Origin of the sequence: Aureimonas sp. Leaf427 (genome assembly GCF_001425485.1) — a bacterium.
GTDB lineage: Bacteria > Pseudomonadota > Alphaproteobacteria > Rhizobiales > Rhizobiaceae > Plantimonas.
Genome location: NZ_LMQW01000014.1, coordinates 13,114 through 36,858, shown reverse-complemented (window position 1 = coordinate 36,858; position 23,745 = coordinate 13,114). Strand labels below are relative to the sequence as shown.

At 62.0% G+C, this 23,745-nt stretch carries 21 protein-coding genes; 16 read left to right on the top strand and 5 right to left on the bottom strand.

The window, feature by feature from the left end; all coding sequences use genetic code 11:
• Positions 1-171: 171 nt before the first annotated feature.
• From ASG62_RS11855 to ASG62_RS11835, 5 genes are all read left to right on the top strand, one after another.
• Positions 172-927 (top strand): ABC transporter ATP-binding protein, encoded by a 756-nt coding sequence (locus ASG62_RS11855; RefSeq protein WP_056695171.1) that lies wholly within the window; start codon positions 172-174, stop codon positions 925-927.
• Between the two features lie 8 nt (positions 928-935).
• On the top strand, positions 936-1,850 hold the full coding sequence (locus ASG62_RS11850; protein WP_056695173.1) for a branched-chain amino acid ABC transporter permease: 915 nt from the start codon (positions 936-938) through the stop codon (positions 1,848-1,850).
• A complete protein-coding gene (locus tag ASG62_RS11845; protein WP_056695174.1) occupies positions 1,850-2,899 on the top strand; it encodes a branched-chain amino acid ABC transporter permease in 1,050 nt (349 codons plus the stop codon). Before ASG62_RS11850 ends, ASG62_RS11845 begins: the two co-directional genes overlap by 1 nt.
• 80 nt (positions 2,900-2,979) lie before the next feature.
• Positions 2,980-3,294 (top strand): NIPSNAP family protein, encoded by a 315-nt coding sequence (locus ASG62_RS11840; protein WP_056695175.1) that lies wholly within the window; start codon positions 2,980-2,982, stop codon positions 3,292-3,294.
• 20 nt (positions 3,295-3,314) lie between these two features.
• Positions 3,315-3,755 carry a type II 3-dehydroquinate dehydratase gene (locus ASG62_RS11835; RefSeq protein WP_200944702.1) on the top strand — a complete coding sequence of 147 codons (441 nt, stop codon included), beginning with the start codon at positions 3,315-3,317 and terminating at the stop codon, positions 3,753-3,755.
• A 163-nt stretch (positions 3,756-3,918) separates the two neighbouring features.
• Here the strand turns inward: ASG62_RS11835 and ASG62_RS11830 are convergent, their stop codons facing one another.
• On the bottom strand, positions 3,919-5,328 hold the full coding sequence (locus ASG62_RS11830; protein ID WP_244487587.1) for a PLP-dependent aminotransferase family protein: 1,410 nt from the start codon (positions 5,326-5,328) through the stop codon (positions 3,919-3,921).
• Between the two features lie 233 nt (positions 5,329-5,561).
• Here ASG62_RS11830 and ASG62_RS11825 point away from each other — a divergent pair, with 233 nt between their 5' ends.
• The 6 genes from ASG62_RS11825 to istB all read left to right on the top strand — a co-directional run bounded on the left by ASG62_RS11825 (position 5,562) and on the right by istB (position 12,973).
• Positions 5,562-6,494 (top strand): aminotransferase class IV, encoded by a 933-nt coding sequence (locus tag ASG62_RS11825; protein ID WP_056695180.1) that lies wholly within the window; start codon positions 5,562-5,564, stop codon positions 6,492-6,494.
• Positions 6,495-6,728: 234 nt separating this feature from the next.
• Positions 6,729-7,850: a mandelate racemase/muconate lactonizing enzyme family protein gene (locus ASG62_RS11820; protein ID WP_056695181.1), complete on the top strand. Its 1,122-nt coding sequence runs from the start codon at positions 6,729-6,731 to the stop codon at positions 7,848-7,850.
• Positions 7,851-7,945: 95 nt separating this feature from the next.
• Positions 7,946-8,860, top strand: a complete 915-nt coding sequence (locus ASG62_RS11815; protein WP_056695182.1) for an acetamidase/formamidase family protein — start codon at positions 7,946-7,948, stop codon at positions 8,858-8,860.
• A 180-nt stretch (positions 8,861-9,040) separates the two neighbouring features.
• Complete coding sequence (locus ASG62_RS11810) at positions 9,041-9,760, top strand: ABC transporter ATP-binding protein (protein WP_056695234.1); 720 nt, start codon at positions 9,041-9,043, stop codon at positions 9,758-9,760.
• Positions 9,761-10,595: 835 nt separating this feature from the next.
• A complete protein-coding gene (istA, locus tag ASG62_RS11805; protein ID WP_056695183.1) occupies positions 10,596-12,095 on the top strand; it encodes an IS21 family transposase in 1,500 nt (499 codons plus the stop codon).
• 32 nt (positions 12,096-12,127) lie between these two features.
• Positions 12,128-12,973: an IS21-like element helper ATPase IstB gene (gene istB, locus ASG62_RS11800; RefSeq protein ID WP_057180400.1), complete on the top strand. Its 846-nt coding sequence runs from the start codon at positions 12,128-12,130 to the stop codon at positions 12,971-12,973.
• Between the two features lie 1,161 nt (positions 12,974-14,134).
• On the opposite strand, the gene ASG62_RS11795 is transcribed toward istB, so the two are convergent.
• From ASG62_RS11795 to ASG62_RS11780, 4 genes are all read right to left on the bottom strand, one after another.
• Positions 14,135-15,139 carry a LacI family DNA-binding transcriptional regulator gene (locus tag ASG62_RS11795; protein ID WP_056695184.1) on the bottom strand — a complete coding sequence of 335 codons (1,005 nt, stop codon included), beginning with the start codon at positions 15,137-15,139 and terminating at the stop codon, positions 14,135-14,137.
• A 101-nt stretch (positions 15,140-15,240) separates the two neighbouring features.
• Positions 15,241-16,983: an acetyl/propionyl/methylcrotonyl-CoA carboxylase subunit alpha gene (locus ASG62_RS11790; RefSeq protein WP_056695186.1), complete on the bottom strand. Its 1,743-nt coding sequence runs from the start codon at positions 16,981-16,983 to the stop codon at positions 15,241-15,243.
• A complete protein-coding gene (locus tag ASG62_RS11785) occupies positions 16,980-18,578 on the bottom strand; it encodes an urea amidolyase family protein (protein ID WP_056695188.1) in 1,599 nt (532 codons plus the stop codon). Before ASG62_RS11785 ends, ASG62_RS11790 begins: the two co-directional genes overlap by 4 nt.
• Positions 18,571-19,356 carry a LamB/YcsF family protein gene (locus ASG62_RS11780; protein ID WP_056695190.1) on the bottom strand — a complete coding sequence of 262 codons (786 nt, stop codon included), beginning with the start codon at positions 19,354-19,356 and terminating at the stop codon, positions 18,571-18,573. Before ASG62_RS11780 ends, ASG62_RS11785 begins: the two co-directional genes overlap by 8 nt.
• Before the next feature lie 48 nt (positions 19,357-19,404).
• Between ASG62_RS11780 and ASG62_RS11775 the strand changes: the two genes are divergently transcribed.
• The 5 genes from ASG62_RS11775 (at position 19,405) to ASG62_RS11755 (ending at position 23,710) form a co-directional block, all read left to right on the top strand.
• Positions 19,405-20,130, top strand: coding sequence for a GntR family transcriptional regulator (locus tag ASG62_RS11775; RefSeq protein WP_244487590.1), 726 nt, complete (start codon positions 19,405-19,407; stop codon positions 20,128-20,130).
• Positions 20,131-20,183: 53 nt separating this feature from the next.
• Entirely contained in the window at positions 20,184-21,080 is an 897-nt protein-coding gene (locus ASG62_RS11770) for a LysR family transcriptional regulator (protein WP_056695194.1), read from the top strand.
• Between the two features lie 73 nt (positions 21,081-21,153).
• On the top strand, positions 21,154-22,155 hold the full coding sequence (locus ASG62_RS11765) for a threonine/serine dehydratase (RefSeq protein ID WP_056695195.1): 1,002 nt from the start codon (positions 21,154-21,156) through the stop codon (positions 22,153-22,155).
• Between the two features lie 9 nt (positions 22,156-22,164).
• A complete protein-coding gene (locus ASG62_RS11760; protein WP_082537253.1) occupies positions 22,165-23,232 on the top strand; it encodes a DUF4392 domain-containing protein in 1,068 nt (355 codons plus the stop codon).
• Between the two features lie 10 nt (positions 23,233-23,242).
• Positions 23,243-23,710, top strand: coding sequence for a RidA family protein (locus ASG62_RS11755; RefSeq protein WP_056695196.1), 468 nt, complete (start codon positions 23,243-23,245; stop codon positions 23,708-23,710).
• The last annotated feature ends 35 nt before the right edge of the window (positions 23,711-23,745 follow it).

The window sequence follows — 23,745 nt, the reverse complement described above, 5'->3', positions numbered from 1 at the left end:
CGAAAAAGAGGCCACGGCCCCATGCCGATCCGCAGGTCGCCCGGTCGGATGCAGCCCGGCCCCGAAGGCTTCTGGCGCCGCTCGCACCGTGCGACGGCTTGAACCGTACCGCCCGCACGGCAAGGGCATTTCGACTCCGTATGCTGAACGATACTTGGGAGAGCGATCTCGATGGCCAGATCTCACGCGAAACTCCTGGAGGCCAAGAACGTCCATGTCTCATTCGGAGGAATTCAGGCCCTGTGCGGGGTCGAGCTTTCGCTTCGCACGGGAGACATACTTGGCCTCATAGGCCCAAACGGCGCCGGCAAAACCACCATGGTCAACGTGCTGACAGGCTTTCAGAAGACGAAGCCGGGCGCTGTCCTCCTCGACGAGCGGAACGTATCCTCCCTTAGCGCCACGGACATGGCGAGGGCCGGGATCGCGCGGAGCTTTCAGGCTGCGCGCCTCTTTCGCGGTCTTTCCGTAATCGAGAACCTGACGGTCGCCGGGCTCGGCATCGGGCTGTCGAAGAAGCAGGCAATCGAACAGTCGCGGGACATCTTGGAATGGATGGGTTTGCAACGAGAGGCCGACCAGTCCTGCACGTCTCTGTCCTACAGTTCGGAGCGACGCGTCAGCATTGCGCGGGCTCTGGCCCTCCGTCCCTCCTTCGTCCTTCTCGACGAACCGGCATCGGGGATGAACGATCAGGAATGCGAGAACCTCATGGAGGTCATCGTGCGCATTCCGAAGCAGATCGAATGCGGGGTCATGCTGATCGAGCACAACATGCAAGTCATCATGGGTGTCTGCCACAGGGTGCACGTGCTGGACGGGGGTCGAAGCCTTGCAGAAGGACCGCCTGAGCGAATCAAGACGGATCCGCTCGTGCTGCGTGCCTATCTTGGGGACGACGCGTCCCGGACAAACGCGAGGGTGTAGAGCCAAACATGCTGTATTTTGCACAGGTTTCGATCGACGCGGTGGCGTTGGGAAGTCTCTACGCGCTCGTTGCCCTCGCCATCGGTCTGGTCTTCGGCGTGATGCGGCTCATCAACTTCGCGCAGGCCGATTACATCACCATCGGCGCGTATTCGCTCGTCGTGCCCTCGACTTCGGCGGTTCCCATCCTGATGTTCGGCGCCCTGCACTGGGTACCTATGATCTTCGCGGTCATATTGACGGTGATGGTCCTGGCGCTGCTGACCGAGCGGCTGGCCTTCCGCCCGCTCCGCAACACCGACACGACGACGCTCCTCATCTCGTCGTTCGCCGTTAGTTATTTCCTCCAAAGCCTCATCCTCATGCTGCATGGCGGGCGTCCAAAGACGATCAGCATCGGCGAGGGACTGACGGGCGCGGTCCAGGTCTTCGGACTAAGGATTCCCGGCATCCAGCTGCTGACGATGGCGGTCGCCGTAGTGCTCCTCGTCACGCTGGTGCTGTTCCTGAAGAAGACCTCGCTCGGAATCCAGCTCCGGGCCGCTTCGGAGAACTTCTCGATGGCGAGGCTGCTGGGCGTGCCTGCGAACCTTGTGATCGCGATCGCCTTCGCCATCAGCGGCATTCTCGCCGGCACGATCTCGATGCTCTTTGTCATCCAGACCGGCAGCCTCGACATCCGGATGGGTCTCATGCCGACCGTCTACGCGTTCTTCGCCACCGTCATCGGCGGTATCGGCTCGCTGCCGGGGGCCGTTCTGGGCGGCTACATCGTCGGCATCCTCAGCGTTCTCCTGCAGGCCTACTTGCCGGAAGAGGCGCGCCCCTTTCGTGACGCAGTCGTCTTCGCGATCGTCATCCTCATATTGCTCGTCCGCCCGCAGGGGCTGTTCGTCACCGGCGGAGCGAAGGAAAGAGTCTGATGCGTTACCTGAAGCAGTTCTTTCCAGTCCTGGCTCTAGTCGTGCCCCTGGCGGGCCTGACCTACCTAGTCGACATCCTCGGCATGGCGGGAAGCGCCCGGGTCGCGACCGAAGCTCTGATACGTCTCGTCTTCGCGGTCGGGCTGTACATCTTCGCCGGAAATTCCGGGATCGTCTCGTTCGGGCACATGTCCTTCGTTGCCATCGCAGCCTATGCCACCACTTGGCAGACCTGCTGCGCGATGCTGAAGCCGATCACGATGTCGGGTCTGCCGCCCTTCTTGAAGGAGCAGACCTACTCGCTGCTGACGGCGGGCCTAACCTCGGTCGCGCTCGCTGGCGGCGTTGCCTTCATCTCCGGATTGGTCCTCATGCGTCTGGCCAGCCTCAGCGCATCAATCGCAACCCTGGCGCTCCTGTTCATCGTGAACACGGTCTATTCGAACTGGGTGTCGGTCACGATGGGGAATTCGACCATCGTTGGCCTGCCCGTCTACGTGTCGCTGTACGTCGCGCTTCTGGCCGCGATCGGGGCCATCGTCGTCGCCTTCCTTTTCCAGACGTCCCGCTGGGGACTCATGCTGAGGGCGACGCGCGAGGACGAGGTCGCCGCACGGGCTGCCGGCATCTCGCTTTACTGGCCCCGCTTGATCGCCTTCACCTTGTCGGGCTTCGTAGCGGGCTTCGCCGGCGTCCTCTTCGCCCACTTCACGGGCACGGTCTCGATCGGTTCTTTCTTTCTGAGCCATACCTTCCTCATCGTGGCGATGATCGTCGTCGGCGGGATGCGAAGCCTCGCGGGCACCGTGGTCGGGGTCACACTCCTCAGCTTCGTGATCGACATCTTCCGCCGGGCTGAAGCAGGCTTCTCCTTGGGTTCGTTCGACGTGGCCATCCCTCCCGGATCGCAGGAGATGATCCTGGCGCTCAGCATGTTGCTGATCCTGGTCTTCCGGAAAGACGGGATCATGGGCGGGAAAGAGATCCAGTGGCCGCGGCGCGTAGGCACGGATCCGCTTCCGGCGGCGCGCATAGCTCCCTCGCAGTAAGATTCCGACAAGTTCAACTGAGGACCGGAACCCTTCGCCGGGAGCCTCGCGACTTCCCCAACCAGAACGGAGACACGATCATGATTCACGAACGACGGGTATATCACGCAGCACCCAAGAAGGTCGGTTTGGTGGTTAAACGCTTCAAGGAACACAACACGCGCATCTACGAACGGCTCGGCATCAAAACGATCGGAGCCTGGACCGTGATTGTTGGCGAGGCGAACGACCAGTTCATCTACCTTCTCGAGTGGGAAAGCCTTGCAGAGCGCGAGCAGAAATGGGGCGCGTTCCTGCAGGATGAGGAATGGCAGCGAGTTTGGGCGGAAACCGACAAGGACGGGGCGCTCGTACGCTACGCGTCCAACGAACTGCTTCAGCCCGTCGCACTTTGACGATGGGAGGCGATCTGCCAGTGACGCATCCCGTATTCGTTCTGAACGGTCCTTCTCTGAACCTCTTGGGCGTGCGCGAGCCGGAAGTCTATGGCAGCACCACGCTCGCGCAAATAGAGGAGGCTTCCCGTCAACGGGCCGAAAGCCGAGGGCTGACGATCCCGCTCTTCGGCCAGAGCAACTACGAAGGGCAGCTTATCGACTGGATCCATCAGGCGCGCGAGGCGAAAGCTTGCGTCATCATCAATCCGGGTGCCTGGGCGACGACCTCCGTCGCCCTCGCAGACAGCCTCAAAGTGCTGGATAAGCCGGTGATCGAGGTGCATCTCTCGAACATCCACCGCCGCGAGGGGTTTCAACACGGCTCGCTCGTATCCAAGTTCGCGACCGGCGTGGTCGCAGGGCTGGGTCATCGCGGCTACCTGTACGCGGTCGACGCGTTGGCCGACCTCGTCGTCTAGTGCCGTAACGGGTCTTGATGCCTGAAATGTCGATGGCAGGGTATGCCATGCTATGAGCGGCGAAGATGCGTCCTGACGGCCAATCCAGGTATCAGGATGCATGAGGTCAAGATGGCCCTGAACGGGTCTGCCGCGGGTTCAGGCGAACTCTTAGCACACCCGTTCAGTGGATCTCTTCGGAGGTCTCGATGACTGAGGCCAGGATCGCGAGACACGACCGCATCGCCTTCTCGTCGAGCGCAGCATAGCCCATAAGCAGTCCGGGTACTGGGGGACCGCTGTAATAGCGTGACAGGGGCACCACGTTCAGACCCTGCTGGTTGGCGCGGCGCGCGATCGCCACGTCATTCATGGGACGCGTAAGTCGGTATGCGATCTGAATTCCGACGTCTGATTGATAAGGCTGGAGCCATGCGCCCAGCCTGGAAGCCACGAGCTCGGTGAAGATTGACCGACGCTCCGCGTAAAGGCGGCGTGTCCGGTGCAAGTGCCGGGCGAAATGCCCATTCACGATGAAATCCTTCAGGGTGGCCTGCATGGGCAGGCTCACTTGGTTTCCGCTGTAGAGAGCGGCTCGCTTGACACGTTGGGCGATCAAAGGCGGCAAGACGACGAAACCGATGCGTATCGCCGGGAACATGGTCTTTGCGAATGTTCCGACATAGATGGTCCGGCCGAACGCGTCGTTTCCCTGCATGGCCGGAACAGAGCGGCCAGCCAGCCGATATTCGCTGTCGTAGTCGTCTTCAATGACCCAGGCCTCGTGCTGGCTCGCCGTTTCCAGAAGACGGAGTCTTTGCTCCGCGCCCATAGTCAGGCCGAGCGGGTGTTGTGAAGAGGGAGTCGTGTAGATGACCCTCGGTTTCCCTACCGGGAGGTCCGCGAAATCCCATCCGGCCTCGCACACCTTCCACGCCCTCAGGTCGGCGCCCGCCGCACCGAATACGAGACGGGCGTTCACGTAGCCCGGCTCTTCCATCCAGACGACGTCGCCCTTGTCCAACAGCACTCGAGCCAGCAGGTCCAGTCCCGACTGGGCGCCGTTCGTCACCAGGACCTGGTCTGGCTCGCAGCGAACGCCGCGATAGGCCTGTACATACTTCGAGATGGCTTCCTGGAGCGGTGGATATCCGTACGGAAAATTGTAGTTCAAAAGCTCCACGTTGCGGTAAAGCAGATGACCGCCGAGGAGGCGGTTCCACGTCTTGAACGGAAAAACTCCCGTATCGGGCGTGCTGGGTCTCAGGGCAGCCGCACCCGGCGCAAAGTCGATGCGCTCGTCGATATCAAATGCCATTGCGAATGGGGACAGATCTGCCGCCGAGGCCTCGGGGCCGAGCTTGTGGTTGGCCTTCGTGGAAGATGGCAGATCCGCTACATAGGTCCTCGAACCCTGCCGCGTCTCGACGTAACCCTCGCTGCTCAGCTGCTCGTAAACGCGCACCGCCGTGTTCCGGGAAATGGCGAGATCCTTCGCAAGCTCGCGTGTCGCCGGGAGCCTCGTTCCCTGATCGAGCACGCCTCGCAGAATGAAGTCCCGCAGCGCCAGGTAGATCTGCCTCTGGATCGGCACACCGCTCTGTCGATCTACGTGGAGAGCGTCGATCGGCAGACGGCCGCCTGAATTGGCCTCACTCCCTCGCATTAAACCGGACCTTTCAGGCCGCCACCCCGCGGCATAGGCTGTGTAAGGTCAAACGATCTTAAAGCCTATATCGCTCGTGAATTGAGACCGTTCCCGCGCACGCGGGCGATCTTCTACACAGCGACAGAACTTTGGCAACCAAACACCCGGATGCGAAGAATATGAGCAAGATCAACTCAGCCGAGCAGAGCACCGTCGACTGGTCGAAGGGGGCAGCCTATCTCGACGGCGCCTTCATGCCAATCAGCGAAGCCCGCGTTCCCGTGACCGACTGGGCCTATCGCCGTTCGGATGCGGTGTACGACGTGGTCAGCGTTTTCGACGGGCAATTCTTCCGTCTCGACGACCATCTCGCGCGCTTTCGTCGCTCGATCGAACGTTACCGGTTCACTCCGAAGGAAACAGACGCGGAAATCCGCCACATCCTGCATCGGATCATGGCCTTGTCGGGCTTGAGGAGTGCCTATGTGGCGATGGACTGCCTACGCGGGCAAGCGAGCCTCGGCGTACGCGTGCCCTCCAAGGCGCGGAACTACATCGCCTGCTACGCCGCCCCCTTCACCAGCCTCGTCCCCGACGAGCATCTGGCGCGCGGCCTCAAACTTGCGATTTCCACTATCCCCCGCATTCCGCACGAAAGCGTCGACGCCACCGCGAAGAATTTCCACTGGGGCGACATGAACATGGCCATGTTCGAAGCCGAGGACAGGGGCGCCGATTTCCCGGTTCTCCTGGATCTGAAGGGCAACCTCACGGAGGGGCCGGGCTTCAACGTCTTCATCGTGACGGACGGCATCGTCGCCACGCCCGACTACAACATGCTCGAGGGCGTCAGCCGTCTCTCGGTGCTGGAACTGTGTCGGGAACTGGGGATCGACGTTCAGATCCGCCCGATCTCCGCCCAAGAGGTTCGCGATGCCGACGAGATCTTCGTTACCTCCACCGCCGGAGGCGTCATCGGCGCTAGCCGCATCGACGGACGGATCATGAACAACGACCGTCCGGGGCCTGTCAGCGAGGAACTCCGCGAGACCTACTGGACCAAGCGCAAGAACGGATGGCACGGCGAGCCGGTGCAATACGACGCTGCTTGACGCCCCGTCGCTAGACCGAAATCCGGGACAGCAGTGCTTCCAGCCATCGGCGGGTTCGGGAATGTTCCGGGCCCGCCAGAGGCTTGCGGCAAGCCCGAAGGGCAAGACGCGGAACTTTCGCCTCACCGGCCAGCATAACAATGGCGACCTCGATTTCATCGGAAGAGGCCGGATGCTTGGCCGAGCGACGCGTTGAGTCGCTGGGCTTCCGATCTGCAGGGGAGGATAATTACGATGGAAGACACCATCCGGATCGAGGCGATCGACATCGCGAGTTGCCGACTCCTCCTGGAGAAGCCCGTCCGGCTGGGCTCGGTAACCGTCGAATCGCGGGACTACGTCTGCGTCCGCGTCCGCACGGACGCCGGCATCACTGGCCACGCCATCGGCTATAGAAGCGGCAGCCAACTCTTCGACAGCCTGGAAGCACTTGCGCCGCATCTGCTCGGTCGCGATCCGCTCATGCGGCAGGAGACCGCCGACTATCTGGAAACCTCGTTCGTTCCCTCGCGAGCGTCGCACTTGCGTGCGATGAGCCTCTTCGACGTCGCCTTGTGGGACATCACGGCCAAACGGGCCGGGTTGCCCCTTTACGTGATGCTCGGCGGTATGCGCCGGAGCGTTCCGGCCTTGCCCGTGCTTGGCTTTTCCTACAACGACCGTCCGATCCAGGAAATCCTAGACGAAGTCGCCCGCCATCGCGACGCCGGCGAGACCATTGCGAAAGTCATGATAAAGGGATCGGACGTGGTCGCAAACGGACGCTACGTCCAGACGTTGGCCTCGACGTACCGGGACGACCTATCGCTGGCCGTGGACACCCATTGGTCCTGGCGAACTTTGACGGAGGCGCTGGACACCTGTCGTCGCATCGACGACTGCGGCTTAGCCTTCATAGAGGATCCGTTCCTCCCGCAGCAGTGGCGTCTGTCGGGCGAACTGGGCTCGAAGTTGCGCACGCCGCTCGCTGCGGGAGAGGATGTGCTCGATCCATATAGCTATCTCGACCTCTGCTCTGGCGTCGACATCCTGCGTGTGGACGCGACAAGCTGCGGAGGTATCGCCACCGCCATGAACGCGATCGCGATCGCCGCAGCGCGAGGTCGTAGAGTGCTTCCGCACGTCTTCCCGTACCTGCATCTTCATCTCGCCTGCGCGCAAAATACGATCATGGCGGTGGAGTACATTCCCGAGCACACGGGCACGGATCCGGTGCGCCGCCTTCTGAAGGACTTCCCGGTCATTAAGGATGGCCATTTCATGGTCTCCGACGAACCCGGTGCTGGATGCGATCTTGAATGGTCGAACGTATGCGATCATGCGGTTCGTTCATCGAGCGTCGAAAGCCCGACGTGAGGAGCGGCCTGATCTTTCTCAACGGGGGCGGCAAGCCACAAGGCAGCATCCGCGCACAGAGCAATCTGTAGCGTTCATCAGTCTGGAGGAGCGACATGACAACCCAGTTCGTCGACAAGGTCGACCTGAAATATGAGTTCTCCGCCAAGGACGCGTGCGTCGCGCGGGTCGAGCCGGGCGAGGAGTTCACAGTCGCCTGCGAGATGGCCTACAACGGCGGCCTCGTGACGTCTTTGGACGCGGTCATCCGTCCGGAGGATTTCCGGTATCCATTCTTCAACCCGATGACCGGGCCGATCGAGATCAAGGGTGCGAAGGCGGGCCAGATGCTCTGCGTCCGCATCAAGGAAATGGAGCTCGAGGAGTTCGGACTGACTGGCCTGGCGCCCCATAGCGGCCTGTTCCAGGAATGGATCTTCGAACGACAGGAGCGCTTCAGCCAGTTCAAGCCTGTCCGGGTCTCGGACGGGGTCATCCACTGGAGCGAGAAGCTCAAGATCCCGATCGTCCCGATGGCCGGCGTCATTGGTGTCGCTCCGGCTTTCGGCAGTATTCTCAGCTTGGACAATGGCGAACACGGCGGTAACATCGACGTGCAGGAGATGGGACCGGGATGCACCGTCTATCTTCCGGTAAACGTCGATGGCGGCTACCTCTACATCGGAGACTGCCATGCCCGGCAGGGCGACGGCGAAGTCTGCGGTATGGGCGCTATCGACATCGGGGCGCGTCTCACCCTGTCGGTCGACGTTCAGGACCGACCCACGCGCATGACATGGCCCCGGTTCGAGACGGACTCGCACATCGGCACGGTTGGACTTGGCCGCCCCCTAGAAGACGCCATGCGCGTCGCCTATCGCGAGATGATCTACTGGCTGGCCGACGAGCACGGGTTCACCGAGGCCGACGCTTACATGCTTCTCTCCTCAGTCGCCGAGGGGCGTGCCACGCAAATCATGAACCCGAAGTCCACGTTCATCTGCAAGGTGGAAAAGAGCCTTCTCGTCTAGAACGCCAGCCTTGCGACCGGGCGTGATGCTACACCCTGCTGAAGGGAAAGCGTCTCTCTGCCTGGGCAAGCCTGCCTATCGCCGGATGCTCAAGGCGCCCGGGGACGGCGGCCGGGCCATAACAATCGCGGGTCATACCGGGTCGGTGCGACCGTCTCTGATGGGAACAAGGGTTTGAACATGCTCGAAGCTCGCCAGCTTGTCGCCGGATACGGGCGCCTTACCGCCTTGAGGGGCATCGACATTACGGTCGGGGCAGGAGAGGCCGTCTTTGTGGTCGGTCCCAACGGCGCCGGCAAGTCCACCTTGCTCAAGACCATTTCGGGGCTGATGGCGCCCAGCCGCGGACAGATCACCTTCAATGGGAAGAATTTGAGAGGCAAGACGCCGGAACAGATCTGCCGAAGCGGACTGGCTCTGATCCCCGAAGGACGGCACATTTTCAAGACGCTTTCCGTCGCGGAAAACCTGCGGATCGGAAGCTTGATCAGAAAGGATAAGGCCGCCGCGCAGTCGGACCTCGAAATGGTCCTCGAGACCTTTCCCATCTTACGCGAGCGCTACAAGGGCATCGCCGGCTATCTTTCGGGCGGAGAGCAACAGCAGTTGGCGATCGCCCGCGCCATTCTTCAGCGTCCCGCGTTGCTGATGATAGACGAGCCCTCGCTCGGCTTGGCGCCGCTGGTCGTCGACCAAGTCTACGACAGCCTCAAGCGCCTGAACCAGTCCGGCCTTACGCTTCTCATTGTGGAACAGTCGACCGGGCGCATCATGAACCTCGCTTCCCGAATCTATGTGCTTCGCAATGGTAACGTTGTGCTCCAAGGCACGCCCGCAGACCTTGCGGAGGACGGCAAGCTCGACACGGCCTATTTCGGTTTCTCGCCAGACGCCGCGTGAATGCTAAGGTTGCGTCAGCTTAGTGGGCCAATTGCAAGCGGCGGATCGGGGAACAGGGAGGGGCTATCGATCATACGAAGTTGATACCCCCGTATTCGGGTTCCCAGCTATACTCCGTCGCTTCGCATTCAGGTTCGGGGTCCGGCTGCCGCTATCCGCCCGATCGAGCATAGACGAGCCGCGCGGCCGCGTCCGCACTCCCCGCGTAGCTTGCCAGGATACCTATTTCGGAGATGCGAGGACAGTGGCGGTCCTTCCGTTCGAGACGTGGATGCCACGCTTCGCCAGTCCAAGCGGTAGATGTTTGCCGCCGAGTTCGTGTAGCGGTCAACGGTATCCTACACCTCTTCGGCCCGCCACACCGTCGAGCTACCGCTGGTGCATAAACCGATGTTCAGCGACGTTTTCTGACGCACGACTTCGCGGGGCCGATCAGGCTGAAAAGCGGTCCGTTCGCTTCCGAAGCGAAGTGGCAGACAGTTGCCGTTTCACTTCCGACCCTTGTAGGACCTACAGTGAGGGTTACGACTTGTCCGTAGGCGGACGTTTGTCAAACGGCATTCAAAACTGGGTCTGACGCACTTTCGATGACCATCAAGGTGCTCCGATCAGCCGCGCTTCGAGCAGATCGAGCTTGGCGCGCCCGTACATCTGGCGTTTGACGAGCTTCAGGCGGTTGACATGGCCTTCGGTCTGGCCATTCGACCAGGGCTCAGTGACGGCTGTGCACGGCGGTGACAAACCAGGCCACGGGAGCGCCGTCATGATGGCGAGCGCGGCGGAGTAAAATCCGGCCAGTGGTTAGGCTGTTCTCTTTTGCGGGGGACGGCCGGGAATGTTTGCCGTGGAAGTCTACGCCGCCGTTCGGCACTTCGTGATGATCGAGAAGAACAGCCAACGCGACGCAGCTCGGGTGTTCGGGTTGAGTCGCGAGACGATCTCGAAGATGTGCCGGTTCTCGTTGCCACCGGGCTACACGCGCACGAAGCCGGTCGCCAAGCCGAAGCTGGGAACGCTGCTCCCGGTCATCGACGCGATCCTGGCGGCGGACGGAGTGGCGCCGGTGAAGCAGCGTCACACGGCCAAGCGAATCTTCGAGCGGCTGCGTGACGAGCACGGCTATGCGGGTGGCTACACGGTGGTGAAGGACCATGTGCGGATCGCCCGAGGGCGCCTGCGCGAGACCTTCGTTCCGCTGGCGCATCCACCGGGTCATGCCCAGGTGGACTTCGGCGAGGCCGTCGGCGTGATCGGCGGGGTCCGGCAGAAGATCCACTTCTTCTGCATGGACGTGCCGCAGTCGGATGCGCCGTTCGTGATGGCTTTCCCGAGGGAGACGACGGAGGCCTTTCTCGAGGGGCACGTGTCGGCCTTCGCCTTTTTCGGGGGCGTGCCGCTGTCGATCCTCTACGACAACACCAAGATCGCGGTGGCCAGGATCTGTGGCGACGGCAAGCGGGAGCGCACCCGGGCCTTCACCGAACTTCAGAGCCATTACCTGTTCCGGGACCGCTTCGGACGGCCCGGCAAGGGGAACGACAAGGGCAAGGTCGAAGGACTGGTGAAGTATGCCCGGTCGAACTTCATGACGCCGATTCCGCGTGCCGCCAGCTTTGAGGATCTGAACGCGATGCTGGCGGATCGTTGTCGGCAACGGCAAGGCGAGATCGCCGGACGCCATGCCGAGACGATCGGCGAGCGCCTCGCGGCCGACCTCGCCACCTTCCGGGATCTGCCCGCGGTGGCGCTGGAGCCGTGCGAGAAGCGGGCTGCCCGGGTCTCGTCGACCTCTCTGGTTCGTTATCGTTGCAACGACTATTCGGTGCCGACGGCGTTCGGCTTCCGCGACGTTCTGGTGAAGGGCTTCGTCGACGAGGTGGTGATCCTGTGCGCCGGCGAGGAGATCGCCCGGCACCGGCGGTCCTATGCGAGCGGCGCCTTCGTCTTCGACCCGCTGCACTACCTGATGCTGATCGAGATGAAGCCGAACGCTCTCGACCAGGCCGCACCGTTGCAGGGCTGGGACCTGCCCGAGGCCTTTCAGCATCTGCGCCATCTTCTCGAAGCCCGCATGGGCAACCGGGGCAAACGGGAGTTCATCCAGGTCTTGCGGCTGATGGAGGCGATGCCGATGGAGATCGTGGCAGGTGCCGTCAGCGAAGCGATCCGGCTCGGCGCCATCGGGTTCGACGCGATCAAGCTGATCGCCCTGTCGCGGATCGAACGACGGCCCCTGCGGCTCGATCTGGCTCGCTATCCACATCTGCCGAAGATGGATGTCAGGACGACGGCCGCGGCCGACTACGCCGTCCTGGTCGAGAGCCACGCGGCATGAGCGGCCAGGCAGGCAAGACGGGCACGGACGCGATGCCGACGGGCACGACGAGTGGTACGCCGCAGGTCCTGCTCGCGCACCATCTGAAGCAGTTGAAGCTGCCGACGGTGCTGCGGGAGTACGACAAGGTCGCCCGCGAATGCGCCCGCGAGGGCGTCGACCATCCCCGTTATCTGCTGCGCCTGATCGAGCTGGAGCTGATCGACAGGGAGCGCCGTACGATCGAGCGGCGGATCAAAGCGGCGCGGTTCCCGGCGGTTAAAAGCCTCGACACGTTCGACTTCACCGCCATCCCCAGCCTCAACAAGATGCTGGTGCTCGAGTTGGCGCGGTGCGAGTTCATCCTGCGTCGGGAGAACGTCATCGCGCTCGGCAACTCGGGCACCGGCAAGAGCCATGTGGCCTTGGCGCTCGGTCTGGCCGCGTGTCAGAAGGGCTTCACCGTCGCGTTCACGACCGCGGCGGCGCTCGTCCACCAGCTCATGGAAGCCCGCGACGAGCGTCGCCTTCTGAAGCAGCAACGCGAACTTCAGGCGGTGAAGCTGCTGATCGTCGATGAACTCGGCTACGTGCCGCTGTCGGCAACCGGTGCCGAGCTTCTGTTCGAGGTGTTCTCGCAGCGCTACGAGCGCGGCTCGACGATCATCACGTCCAATCTTCCATTCGAGGACTGGACGAGCGTCCTGGGGTCCGAGCGGCTGACCGGCGCGCTGCTCGATCGGCTGACGCACCACGTCCATATCCTGACGATGAACGGCGACAGCTACCGCCTCAAGCAATCCGCCGGACGAAGACGCGCCGCCGCCAGGGCGGAGCAAAACCAGGCCAGTGCCGCCGACGCCGTCGATCCACGAACCGGCGAGATCACCCAACCCTGATCAAAAAACGATCCTCGCGACACAGGAAAGGGCCCGATCGGGCCCTTTCCTGTGTCGCGCCCCTCCCGGCAACGTGGCCTGCTTTTACTCCGCCGCACTGGCCTGGAATTGCTCCGCCGTTGACACTTCAGCTTGAGCGCCCTCAAACGATCGGCCTTGGCACGTGCTGCGCTTTCGTCGTCGGTAATCTGCTTCTTACTCATACTATGTTCTTTGCCCCTACAGGATCGACGCGACCGTAGTGGCAAGTCGCTAAGTCCTTCGGTGCAACATGATTACAATTGCGACTTTTGTCCTCTCGCGTGAAGAACCTATGGCGAGAAGTCCCTTCTAGGACCTGCGACGCTCAGCTTAAATGTCCGACGCGAAGACGCGAGCTGTCCCTGCACGCCACATCGTTCTTGGTGATGGTGCTCGTTCGGTGACCGCTTCCGCGTCATCGGACCGGACAAATTTTCAGTTGATGGTAAGAATCTTTCGGCGTTTGTCCCCCGGCGTCAGGACCACATTTTCCGCGGAGGAAGGATTGCCGGGGACCATGTCGCTGCTCGCAAAGGGGAGGGTGGCCGTTCCCTGCGGCTTTCGCTTGCTGCGCGTTCGTAGACATCGTCGATGCACTCGCACATCGCCTGCTCGATGGCCTCGGCTTTCGTGATCAGGTTGCTCTCGAACGCGCGGAGCGTCTCGGATGCGGTCATCGAAACCTCGCTTGTATACGGTATGCATCTCGAATCCTCCTGACTCCGTTCGGTTCCGAAGATGCAACGTCGTCGATCCGTGGACAGGTTCGGGAGCGCAAAAGAAACCGATCTCAAAAAGCAGGAGAGCACAGCACGCTATAGAACGTCGTTAACTATGACTGAACGTCCGCCAGTCGATTCGACGCAGAAAAACGCGCCCGCTTCGAAGTTCAACGCTCCACAGACAGGCGCTCGGAAAGGGATCGCCGCTCTAGCATCGCTTGCCACTTAATGCCGCAACGAAGCCCAGCGTGCCACAATTGCCGACCGCCACGTCGGCACATCACCCTTTGGCTTGCTCCGACGTTTCCAGTTCAGAATGATGTGAGCCATTGCGTGCCCAAGTGAGTAGATCGGCATCTTTCCCTCGCTTCTGGTCTTAGGACTACAGGCCTTTGTGTCAGACAGGTAGTTCGAGCGGCTAGGCGGATTGTCGTTGAATAAGCGAGAATGGAAGTATGAACCGATCGCACGACTTCGTCGCCGTTGGTACTTTTTCGATGAGGTCAGCGATAGCAGGTCCGAAATCGAACGCCGGAACCTTGACCGTTGTTAGCCAGGGAGCAAGCCATTCGTTGAGCCGATTGTCGTCGAAGCCGCAAATGACCATCTGGTCCGGCACCTGAAGTTGACGCTCTGTGGCGGCCCTGTAGACGCCGTACGCAATTTCATCGTTCCCGCAGAACACAGCATACCGTTGTGACATGTTGGCTGCGAGCAGGGTACCGTAGCGATAGCCGCCTTCCATCGAGAACGGGCTTTCGAACCGCATCACCGGACCAGCTTCGCCGATGCCTGCAAGGAACCCGTCAAGCCGGGCGCTGCTGCCGGCATATTGCCGGGGTCCATGGATGGCAACAAAGTTCTGGTAATCACGTTGGACGAAGTAACGGCCTACTGCGAAGCCGGCCGCGAAATTATCGATTCCGACATAGGGGGCGACGATGCCCGGCGCCGGTTGCCGGTTGACGAAGATCAGGTTGTTCTGCCGAGCGGCCATCTCGCGCAGCTTCGGCGTGTCGATAGCGCCTTGAAGGACCACGGCCTTTGCCCGCAACCCCTGAGCGTCGGATAGGAGGCCGTCCTGCTTGTCGGGATCCTCCTCGGTGTTCGCGAGGACCATCGAGAGCCCCTTCGCGTTGAGCGCGCTCTCGAGCGAGGCGGAGACGTCCGTCGTGAAATGGTTCGTCGAGCTGGGAACAAGTACGACAACGACGCGGCTTCGCGCGAGCCTCAAAGACCGTCCGATCTCGGACGGGGTGTACCCCAGGGACTCCGCCGCCCGCCGCACGCTTTCCGACGTTTCAGGCGCGACGGCGCTGCTCTTTCCCGAGAAGAAGCGCGATACGGTCGCGATCGAGACACCGGACTCGCGAGCGACATCCCGGATAGTCGGTGGCTTCTGAGAATTTCCGGCCTTCGACATGCGTAGATCACAACCCTTCGCCAGCTTAGCGGGCACGGCATGTTATCGTTTACATCGACATCATGCCATCCTCAGCTAGTCAATGGAAAGAGATTGGATCCTTAGCCATTCGCGTCGAGCTCTACGTCTTCGATCGTCGCTAAAACGGTGCCGGGGCCGATGGTGTCCCCGGGTTTCGAAGACCAGCGAATTCGTCCCGATGTCGGCGCATGAATGCGGGTTTCCATCTTCATCGCCTCGATCTGTCCCACAACGTCGCCCTCCCTCACCATGGCGCCGTCTTCGGCGATCCAAGCTTGAAGGATCCCGGGGATCGGTGTCATCACGGCGCCGCGTTCGAACGTCGTGACGGCGGTTGCGGAGGCGGATGACGTGGCTGTGACGAGCGAGCCGCTAAAAAGTGCGGCGGGCAGCGCCAAGACATGACGCTTGCCGTCGATTTCGATGAAGGTACGCAGAAGACCACCGTCCACTGTATCCACCCGAGGCGCAGGCGACACGCCGCGGAACTCGCTTTCGATCCAGGTAGTGAAGATACCGAAGCCGTTCTCGCCGGTGAAGGCCGGCTCCTCGACGACCGCCCGATGGAACGGCAACACCGATGCGACGCCTTCGATCCGGAATTCGGAAAGCGCCCTGCGTGCGCGTGCAAGGGCTTCCTCGCGCGTCCGCCCGGTGACAATCAGCTTGGCCATCATGGAATCGTAGAGGCCGGGGATCTCGCGACCTGCCTCGACGCCCGTGTCAAGCCGAACGCCCGGACCGGACGGCGGACGGAACACGTCGATCCGCCCGGGCGTCGGTAAAAAGCCGCGGCCGGGATCCTCGGCGTTGATGCGGAACTCGAAGGCATGTCCCCGAGGCTCAGGCGTCTGCGTAACCGTCAGAGGAAGGCCGTCGGCGATGCGGAGCTGTTCCACCACGATGTCGAGATCGGTCGTCGCCTCCGTCACGGGATGCTCGACCTGGAGCCGGGTGTTCACTTCGAGAAAGGAGATGACGCCGTTGCGGGACAGGAGGAACTCCACCGTTCCCGCTCCGACATAGCCGGCCTCCGAGCAGATGGCGCGGGCCGCGTCATGGATCCTGGTCCGCTGGTCTTCGGTGATGAAAGGAGCGGGTGCCTCCTCCACGAGCTTCTGGTTGCGTCTTTGCAGCGAGCAGTCGCGCGTTCCAAGGACGACGGTCTGCCCGTGTCGGTCCGCGAGGACTTGCGCCTCGATGTGGCGCGGCTGGGCCAGGAACTGTTCCGCGTAGCATTCGCCCCGTCCGAAAGCTTCCGTCGCCTCCCGGACGGCCGAGTCGAAAAGTTCGCCCACTTCCTCAAGGCGATGGGCCACTTTCATGCCGCGCCCGCCCCCGCCGAAGGCCGCCTTGATCGCCATGGGAAGGCCGACTTCCCGCGCGAAGGCAACGGCTTCGGCAGCCGAGGCCAGCGGACCGTCGGATCCCTTCACGAGGGGCGCGCCGACATGCTTTGCGATGCGCCGCGCCTCAACCTTGTCGCCCAGTGCGGTGATCACTGCCGGGGGAGGTCCGACCCAGATGAGGCCAGCATCGATCACCGCCTGCGCGAACTCCGCGCGTTCCGAAAGGAAGCCGTAGCCGGGATGAATTGCGTCAGCGCCAGCCAAGGCGGCAATGGAAATGATCTTCTCGATGTTCAGATAGGTGTCGGCCGGCCGGCCGGGGCCGAGCCCATAGGCCTCGTCGGCGAGTTCCGCATGCAACGAGCCCGCGTCCGCGTCGGAGTAAAGTGCGACGGAGGTGACGCAATAGTCGCGTGCGGCACGGGCCACACGGATGGCGATCTCGCCCCGATTGGCGATCAGCAGCTTCTTCATCGTTCGGTTTCCCTGGACTGCGGCTCGAATGCGGTGACGGCCTTGAAGCGGATGCGGGCGCCGATCGGGATCTGGCCGGCGAGATCCAGATGATGGGCGGCCAGGACCCCGATCACCGGATAGCCCCCTGTGATCGGATGGTCGGCAAGAAACAGGACGGGCTGGCCGTCGTGCGGCACCTGGATGGCTCCGGGCACCGTGCCTTCGGAAGCCAGCTCGGCCGTGTCCCTGCGTTCAAGCGGCGTCGCGCCGGATAGGCGCATGCCGACGCGACTCGATGCGGCCGTGACCGTCCAGTCCTGCGCCAGAAGCGTACGCAGCCCGTGATCGGTGAACCAGTCGGTGCGGGGGCCAAGCACGACATCGAGCCAAACTGTGTCGAGGGCGGTCGGCAGCGCCTTCTGCTGCGGTCGGTCGGGATCGACGGAGCCGTTCGCCCGGTCCGCCGGGACGAGGACTTCGCCCCGTGCGATGGGCGCGGGGCCGACCTTTGCGAGCGTGTCGGTGGAAGCCGAGCCGAGGACGGGGTCGACGCTGAAGCCGCCGCGCACCGCGAGATAGCTGCGCATGCCTTCCGCGGGCGCTTCGAACACGAGCTCGTCGCCCGCATCGAGGGCAAAGGGCCGACCCGTCGGCGCAGAGACCGTAGGACGGTTGGTCCTGCGGATCGTCAGGTAGCAGGGGGCGCCCGCCGCCGCGACCGTCACCGGGCGGTCCGCGAGAAGAGCGAAGCCCCCGTAGGTGATCTCGATTGCCGCTTCGCCAAGCCGGTTACCGACGCAGAGGTTGGCCTCCCGGATCGCCGCACGATCGAGCGCGCCCGATTTCGAAACGCCCTGGCCGGCCATGCCGGCGCGGCCAAGATCCTGGAAAAAGGCCGGACGATCGGCTCGAGTGACAAGGAGGCCCTCCCTCGCCGGCACAGCTTGCGAGGTTTGTTCCGGGTGGCCGGGCGAGGATGCATGCGCTCCTGCGGAGATGCGGCGGAAACGCACGCGATCGCCTGGCGCAAGCATTGCGGCGCGCTCCCGGCCTGTGTCCCACATGCGAAGGGGCGTGGTCCCGAGAATCTGCCAGCCACCGGGGCTGTCGCTTGGATAGATGCCGCCGAACTTGCCGGCGATCGCGACTGAGCCGGCAGGGATCCGCACGCGAGGGCTTTTGCGGCGGGGAACGTCGAAGCCGGGATCGTCGCAGGTCATGTAGGCGAAGCCCGGTGCGAAACCCGTGAAGGCGACAGTATAGGTGGCGTCCGAATGACGGCGGACCACTTCCTCGATAGACCAGCCGAGGTGTTCGGCAACATCGGCCAGATCTTCGCCGTCGTAGACGACGGGAATCTCGAACACCTCGCCCTCTCGTTCGCTGCGGAGCGACAGATCGTTGCGGGCGATCACGTCCGCGAGTTGCCGGGGGCTCGTGAACAAAGGGTTGAAGCGGACCAGCACCGTGTGCGCGGCGGGTACGATCTCCGTCACTCCTTCCGGCCGAGCTGCCAGCAGGCGATCGAGCAGTGTCAGGGTGGTTTCGAGATCGGCCAACTCGACAAGCAGGCCGTCGCCGCCGCACGGCAGGAAGCGAAGACGGTCAACCATTGGACGCGCCGCCTCGACCTTGAACGAAGGGCTTCGTTTCTACGCCATGGGCGGCAAAGGCCTCCCGGAGGGCCCGAGCGATCGCGACGGCCTCAGGGTTGTCGCCATGGACGCAAATGGACTGGGCTTCCAGCACGATGTCTGTGCCGTCGATCGTCGTGAGGCGCCCTTCCTCGACGAGGCGAAGCATGCGGGCCGCTACAGCGTCTGCGTCATGGATGACCGCGCCTGGCAGGCGGCGGCTTACGAGGCTGCCGTCGGCATTGTAGGCGCGGTCGGCGAAGGTCTCGCAGACGACTCTGAGGCCGGCGGCGCGCGCCTGCTTCACGACGGGAGCGCCGGAAAGCGCCATCAGCACCAATTCCGGATCGATCGCTTTGATGGCGGCGATCACGTCCGCCGCCTGGCGGGTATCCGTGGCCATGGTGTTGTAGAGCGCGCCGTGCGGCTTCACGTAGCGCACCGTCGTTTCGGCGGCTCTCGCGAGCCCCTGCAGGGCTCCGATCTGGTAGATCGTATCGCCGACGAGTTCGGCGCTCGTCGGGTCCATGCTGCGGCGTCCGAAACCGACGAGGTCTCGGTAGCCAACATGGGCACCAACGCAAACGCCTTGCTTCGCCGCTTCGCGAAGAACGTCCAGAATGCCGGCTGGATCGCCGGCATGGAACCCGCACGCAACGTTGGCGCTCGTCACGGTGGCGAGCATCGAGCGATCGTCTCCCATCTTCCAAGGGCCAAAGCTTTCGCCAAGATCGCTGTTCAGGTCGATGCTTGCCATGCGAACGTCCGTTTCGTAATGGTTTTTCGTTGAGTAACAAATATCGGATTGTTCAACAAGATCCATAAGCGCTGCGTTTGTCGCGGCGTTGAAAAAGGGTTCGACACACGGATGGAAACGGAAGAGCCGCTTGCCGACGGACCTTTGTCCGAGATCGTCGCGTCGCAAATCCGTGACCTGCTGATCACAGGGCATTTCCGTCCGGGCGAGCGTCTTTCGGAACAGAAGATCGCGGCACAGTTCGGCATCTCCCGCAACACGCTTCGTGAAGTCTTTCGCCTTCTCACCAGCCAACGGCTCTTGGTGCATGTCCCTCACCGCGGCGTATTTGTGAGAGCGCCTGACGAGGCCTCAGTTATCGACATCTACCGCGTTCGTTCGGTGATCCAGCAAGGTGCGATCGGGGCAGCGAGCCGGCACCATCCGGCGCTCGGTCGGATGCGACACTTGGTTGGAAAGGCGGAAGAAGCCCGCGATGTCAGCGACTGGCAGGAAGTTGGGACAATCAACATGACGTATCACCGTGCCATGGTGGAGTTCTGCGACAGTTCACGTCTCAGCGCTTGTTTCGAGTTGGTCCTCGCTGAGCTGCGTCTGGTTTTCGGCCAGTTCCCTGATACTGCACATCTGCACGAACCATTCATCGAGACGAATGCAAAGCTCGTGGAACTCATCGAGGCGGAGCAGATCGCCGACGCCTCGCGCCTCATGGAAAGCTACTTGCGACGATCGGAACGCTTGGTGATCGCCGCACTCCAGCGAAGTCGTCGCTAGAACGTTTAGGCACCCTGCCGGCATGTCCGATCGTTGGAACGAGGATCCATCATATGCTCGACATGCGTTCATTGGAGATATTCTTTTGGGTTGTCGAACTGAGGAGCTTCAGCCGCACCGCGGAGCATCTCGGCACGAGTCAGCCTGCTGTTTCCCAGCGCCTCGCAGCGATGGAGCAGCGCGTCGGTCATGAACTGCTACTAAGGCCCACTCGAAACTGCCTGCCTAGCGAATACGGGCGACTGGTATATCAGTACGCCGAACAGTTCATGCGGCTCAGGGCACGGATGGAAAGTGAACTGGCGCGGGGACCAAACGTGCGACGCACCGTGTCCCTCGGCGTTTCCGAGACGATCGTACATACGTGGCTTTCGAAATTCATCGAGGGCATCCATTCCGAGATGCCGAACCTGACGATCGACATCACCGTGGATATCTCTCCGCGAATGCACCAAGCGCTTCAGGCGAAAGAGATCGATCTCGCTTTCATGCTCGGCCCATCCGGCGATCCGGGATGCGCAAGCCTGCCATTGAACGCTTACCCGCTGTCCTTCGTGGCCCATCCCGACCTTGTTCCAGAGGAATGGCGGACCGACATCGACCACGTCGCCGGCTTTCCGATCATCACGTATCCGCGCGAGACCTATCCATTCACGACAGTCAAGGAGGTGATTGCCAAGATCATAATGAGACCGCCGCGAATTTTCGCGAACGCGTCCCTGAGTACAATGGTGAAGATGGCAAGAGACCGAATTGGGGTCGCGTTGATTCCCACCGAGATCGTGCGTGCTGAGCTGGCTGACGGCGACCTTGTGCGACTTGGTGTCGAGATTGGCTTGAAGCCCCTCGAATTTGTCGCGTGCTACATACACGCTCTTGATGATGCGCTGCTGCACGATCTCGCGCTCAGGGCCCAGATTTGCAGCAGTGAGTATAAGTCCAGCTTATAGGAGCGGATACTACATCCGTATTGGAGTTTGATAATCGTCGACCCTACGATCGAGCACTGAAGGAGAACGCTCGATGCTTGACGTGCCATCCACATACTATCACGACTTCAATCCCACCCTTGACGACGTGAGGGCAGCCCACGAGCGGATACGAGGAAAGATCGTTCGCACGCCGCTACTTCGAAGCGAGCGACTGGACGATCGCCTCGGTGGTACGATCTGGCTGAAGGCGGAGACGCTACAGACCACCGGATCGTTCAAGTTTCGCGGCGCCCTGAACCGGATCCTGCAGTTCGACGAAGTCCAGCGAAAGAACGGGATTGTTGCTTGGTCTTCAGGAAATCACGCGCTCGCATTGTCCTACGCCGCTTCGCGTCAGGCGGTGAAAGCAACGATACTGATGCCCCAGGAAGCGCCGAAGACCAAGATCGACGGCGCACGTGCCAATGGCGCGGTAGTGCGTCTTTACGACAAGACGAAGGAAACGCGCGAAGCGATCGGTGCTGAGATCGCCGCCACGACAGGCGCGGTGATTGTCCCTCCCTACGACGACCCAGACATTATTCTGGGGGCAGGAACGGTCGGGCTCGAGATCGTGGAACAGGCGGAAGAAGCTGGAATCAAACTCGACGCCGTTCTCGCATGCTGCAGCGGCGGCGGGCTCGTGGCCGGTACCTCTGTCGCCGTGACCGGGGCGTCCCCGGGAACAGCCGTCTACAGCGTCGAGCCCGCTGACTTCGACGACATGGCACGTTCGCTTGCGAGCGGGAAACCGCAGAGAAACGATCCTTCTGCCCTCTCGATTTGCGACGCCCTGCTTGTCCCGACGCCTGGCTTTTACACTCTTCCCGTCTGCAGCGCCCATCTTGCTGGCGGGCTAAGCGCCACGGATACGGAAGTCATCGAGGCGGTTCGATTCGCCTACAGCGAACTGAAATTGGTGGTCGAGCCCGGCGGTGCAGTAGCGCTGGCAGCCGTCCTTTCTGGCAAGTTGGACGTAAGAAACAAGAACGTTGCCGTGATTTTAAGCGGCGGCAACGTCGATCCCGACAAGTTCGCAAGCTACATCGCCTGAGGACCCGCCATGCTCCAGAAGAATACAAAAAAATACGATCTCGTTTCTGAGACAATCGAAAAATTCATGGCGATTGATCTCACCGGAGTTGGGTTGATCACCAACCTTTATGCCGCTTTGCAGGACAAACAGCCTGGTCCCTCTTGCATGCAGGCCGCTCAGATTATCGTAGATGCGGTGCGGCAGCGAAAGGGACCCGTCGTAATCGCAACCGGATTTCCTGAAGGCGCGGGGGTCCCGGAAACCGACGGCCCAGTCGGGGCTGCACTGATCGCAAGAGCGCTCTTCCTCGGTCTTGGGATCGAAACGGTCATCCTTGTCGACAATGACTGGGAAGAGATGATGGTCGGCACCTGCCGCGGCGCCGGTCTGGCACCATTGCCCTTTCCGGAAGATGGGCAGATCCGGTCCATCGAGTTCGTTCGCCCCGTATACGTTCGCACAGTGCCGAAAGATGCGGTCGGCTGCAAGGCAGCGACCGATGCATTACTCAGTGAGACGCGACCCTCGTTGGTGCTGTCGATTGAACGCCCGGGAGCCAACGCGAACGGATTGTATCACGGCCTTGGTGGCCGTCCATTGGACGGGATGGTCGCGGATCTCGATCAGTTCTTTCGCAACGCACAGGAGCAGGACATCCCTTTCATCGCCATCGGAGACGGCGGTAATGAACTCGGTATGGGCGTCATTGCCGAGGCGCTGCCTACTTTTTCTCCGAAAGCCAAAGACTGCGGCATTCCCGGCCGCGGAGGCGTCGGCGCCGCGACCGCCGCCGACCATCTGATCATCGCCAATGTATCGAACTGGGGTGCCACTGGGCTAGTTGCCGCGCTCTCCTGCCTCCTGGAGAATCCGGTCGTCTTTCATGAGCCATCGCTGGAGAAGCGCTGTATTGAACTTTGTGTCACCTTCGGCGGGGTAGACGGCATGTTCATGGCGCCAGAGCCTGCGGTCGATGGCATCCATGCCGACGAATGGTTCGGCCTCGTCACGGCATTACGAGGCAGCGTCATGCGCGCGCTCGGCCATTCCACCAACTGGAAAGGCGACAGCGGCGACTGGCGTCAGATCAAATAGGAACCCGAATATGGCGACAATCAAGGACCGGGTTGCGGAACTCGGCTTCGAGTTTCCCGAGCCGAATGTACCGCAGGGAAGCTACACTCCCTTCGTACGTACGGGCAACCTCCTGTTCGTTGCCGGGCAGGGGCCGCGCCTCAGGGGAGCACTTGCTTACAAAGGAACGGTTGGTGGCGACCTCTCATTCGAGGACGGCGAGAAGGCCGCGCAGATCTGCGGCCTCAACATCCTGCGGCAGGTGAGCGATGCGTGCGGCGGCGAGATCGCCTCCGTCGCGCGTGTGGTGCGGCTGGCAGGGATCGTACGGTGCACGCCCGACTTCGAACGCCACGCGGCCGTGATGAACGCGGCTTCTAACCTCATGAAGAGCGTTTTCGGAGAGCGAGGCATTCACGCACGCATTGCGACAGGCAGCCCGTCCCTGCCATCCGGAATGGCAGTAGAGATTGAGGCATTATTCGAACTCACTGTCTAAAGGCAGCTTAGAGCCTCGTAATCCCCCTCGAAGTC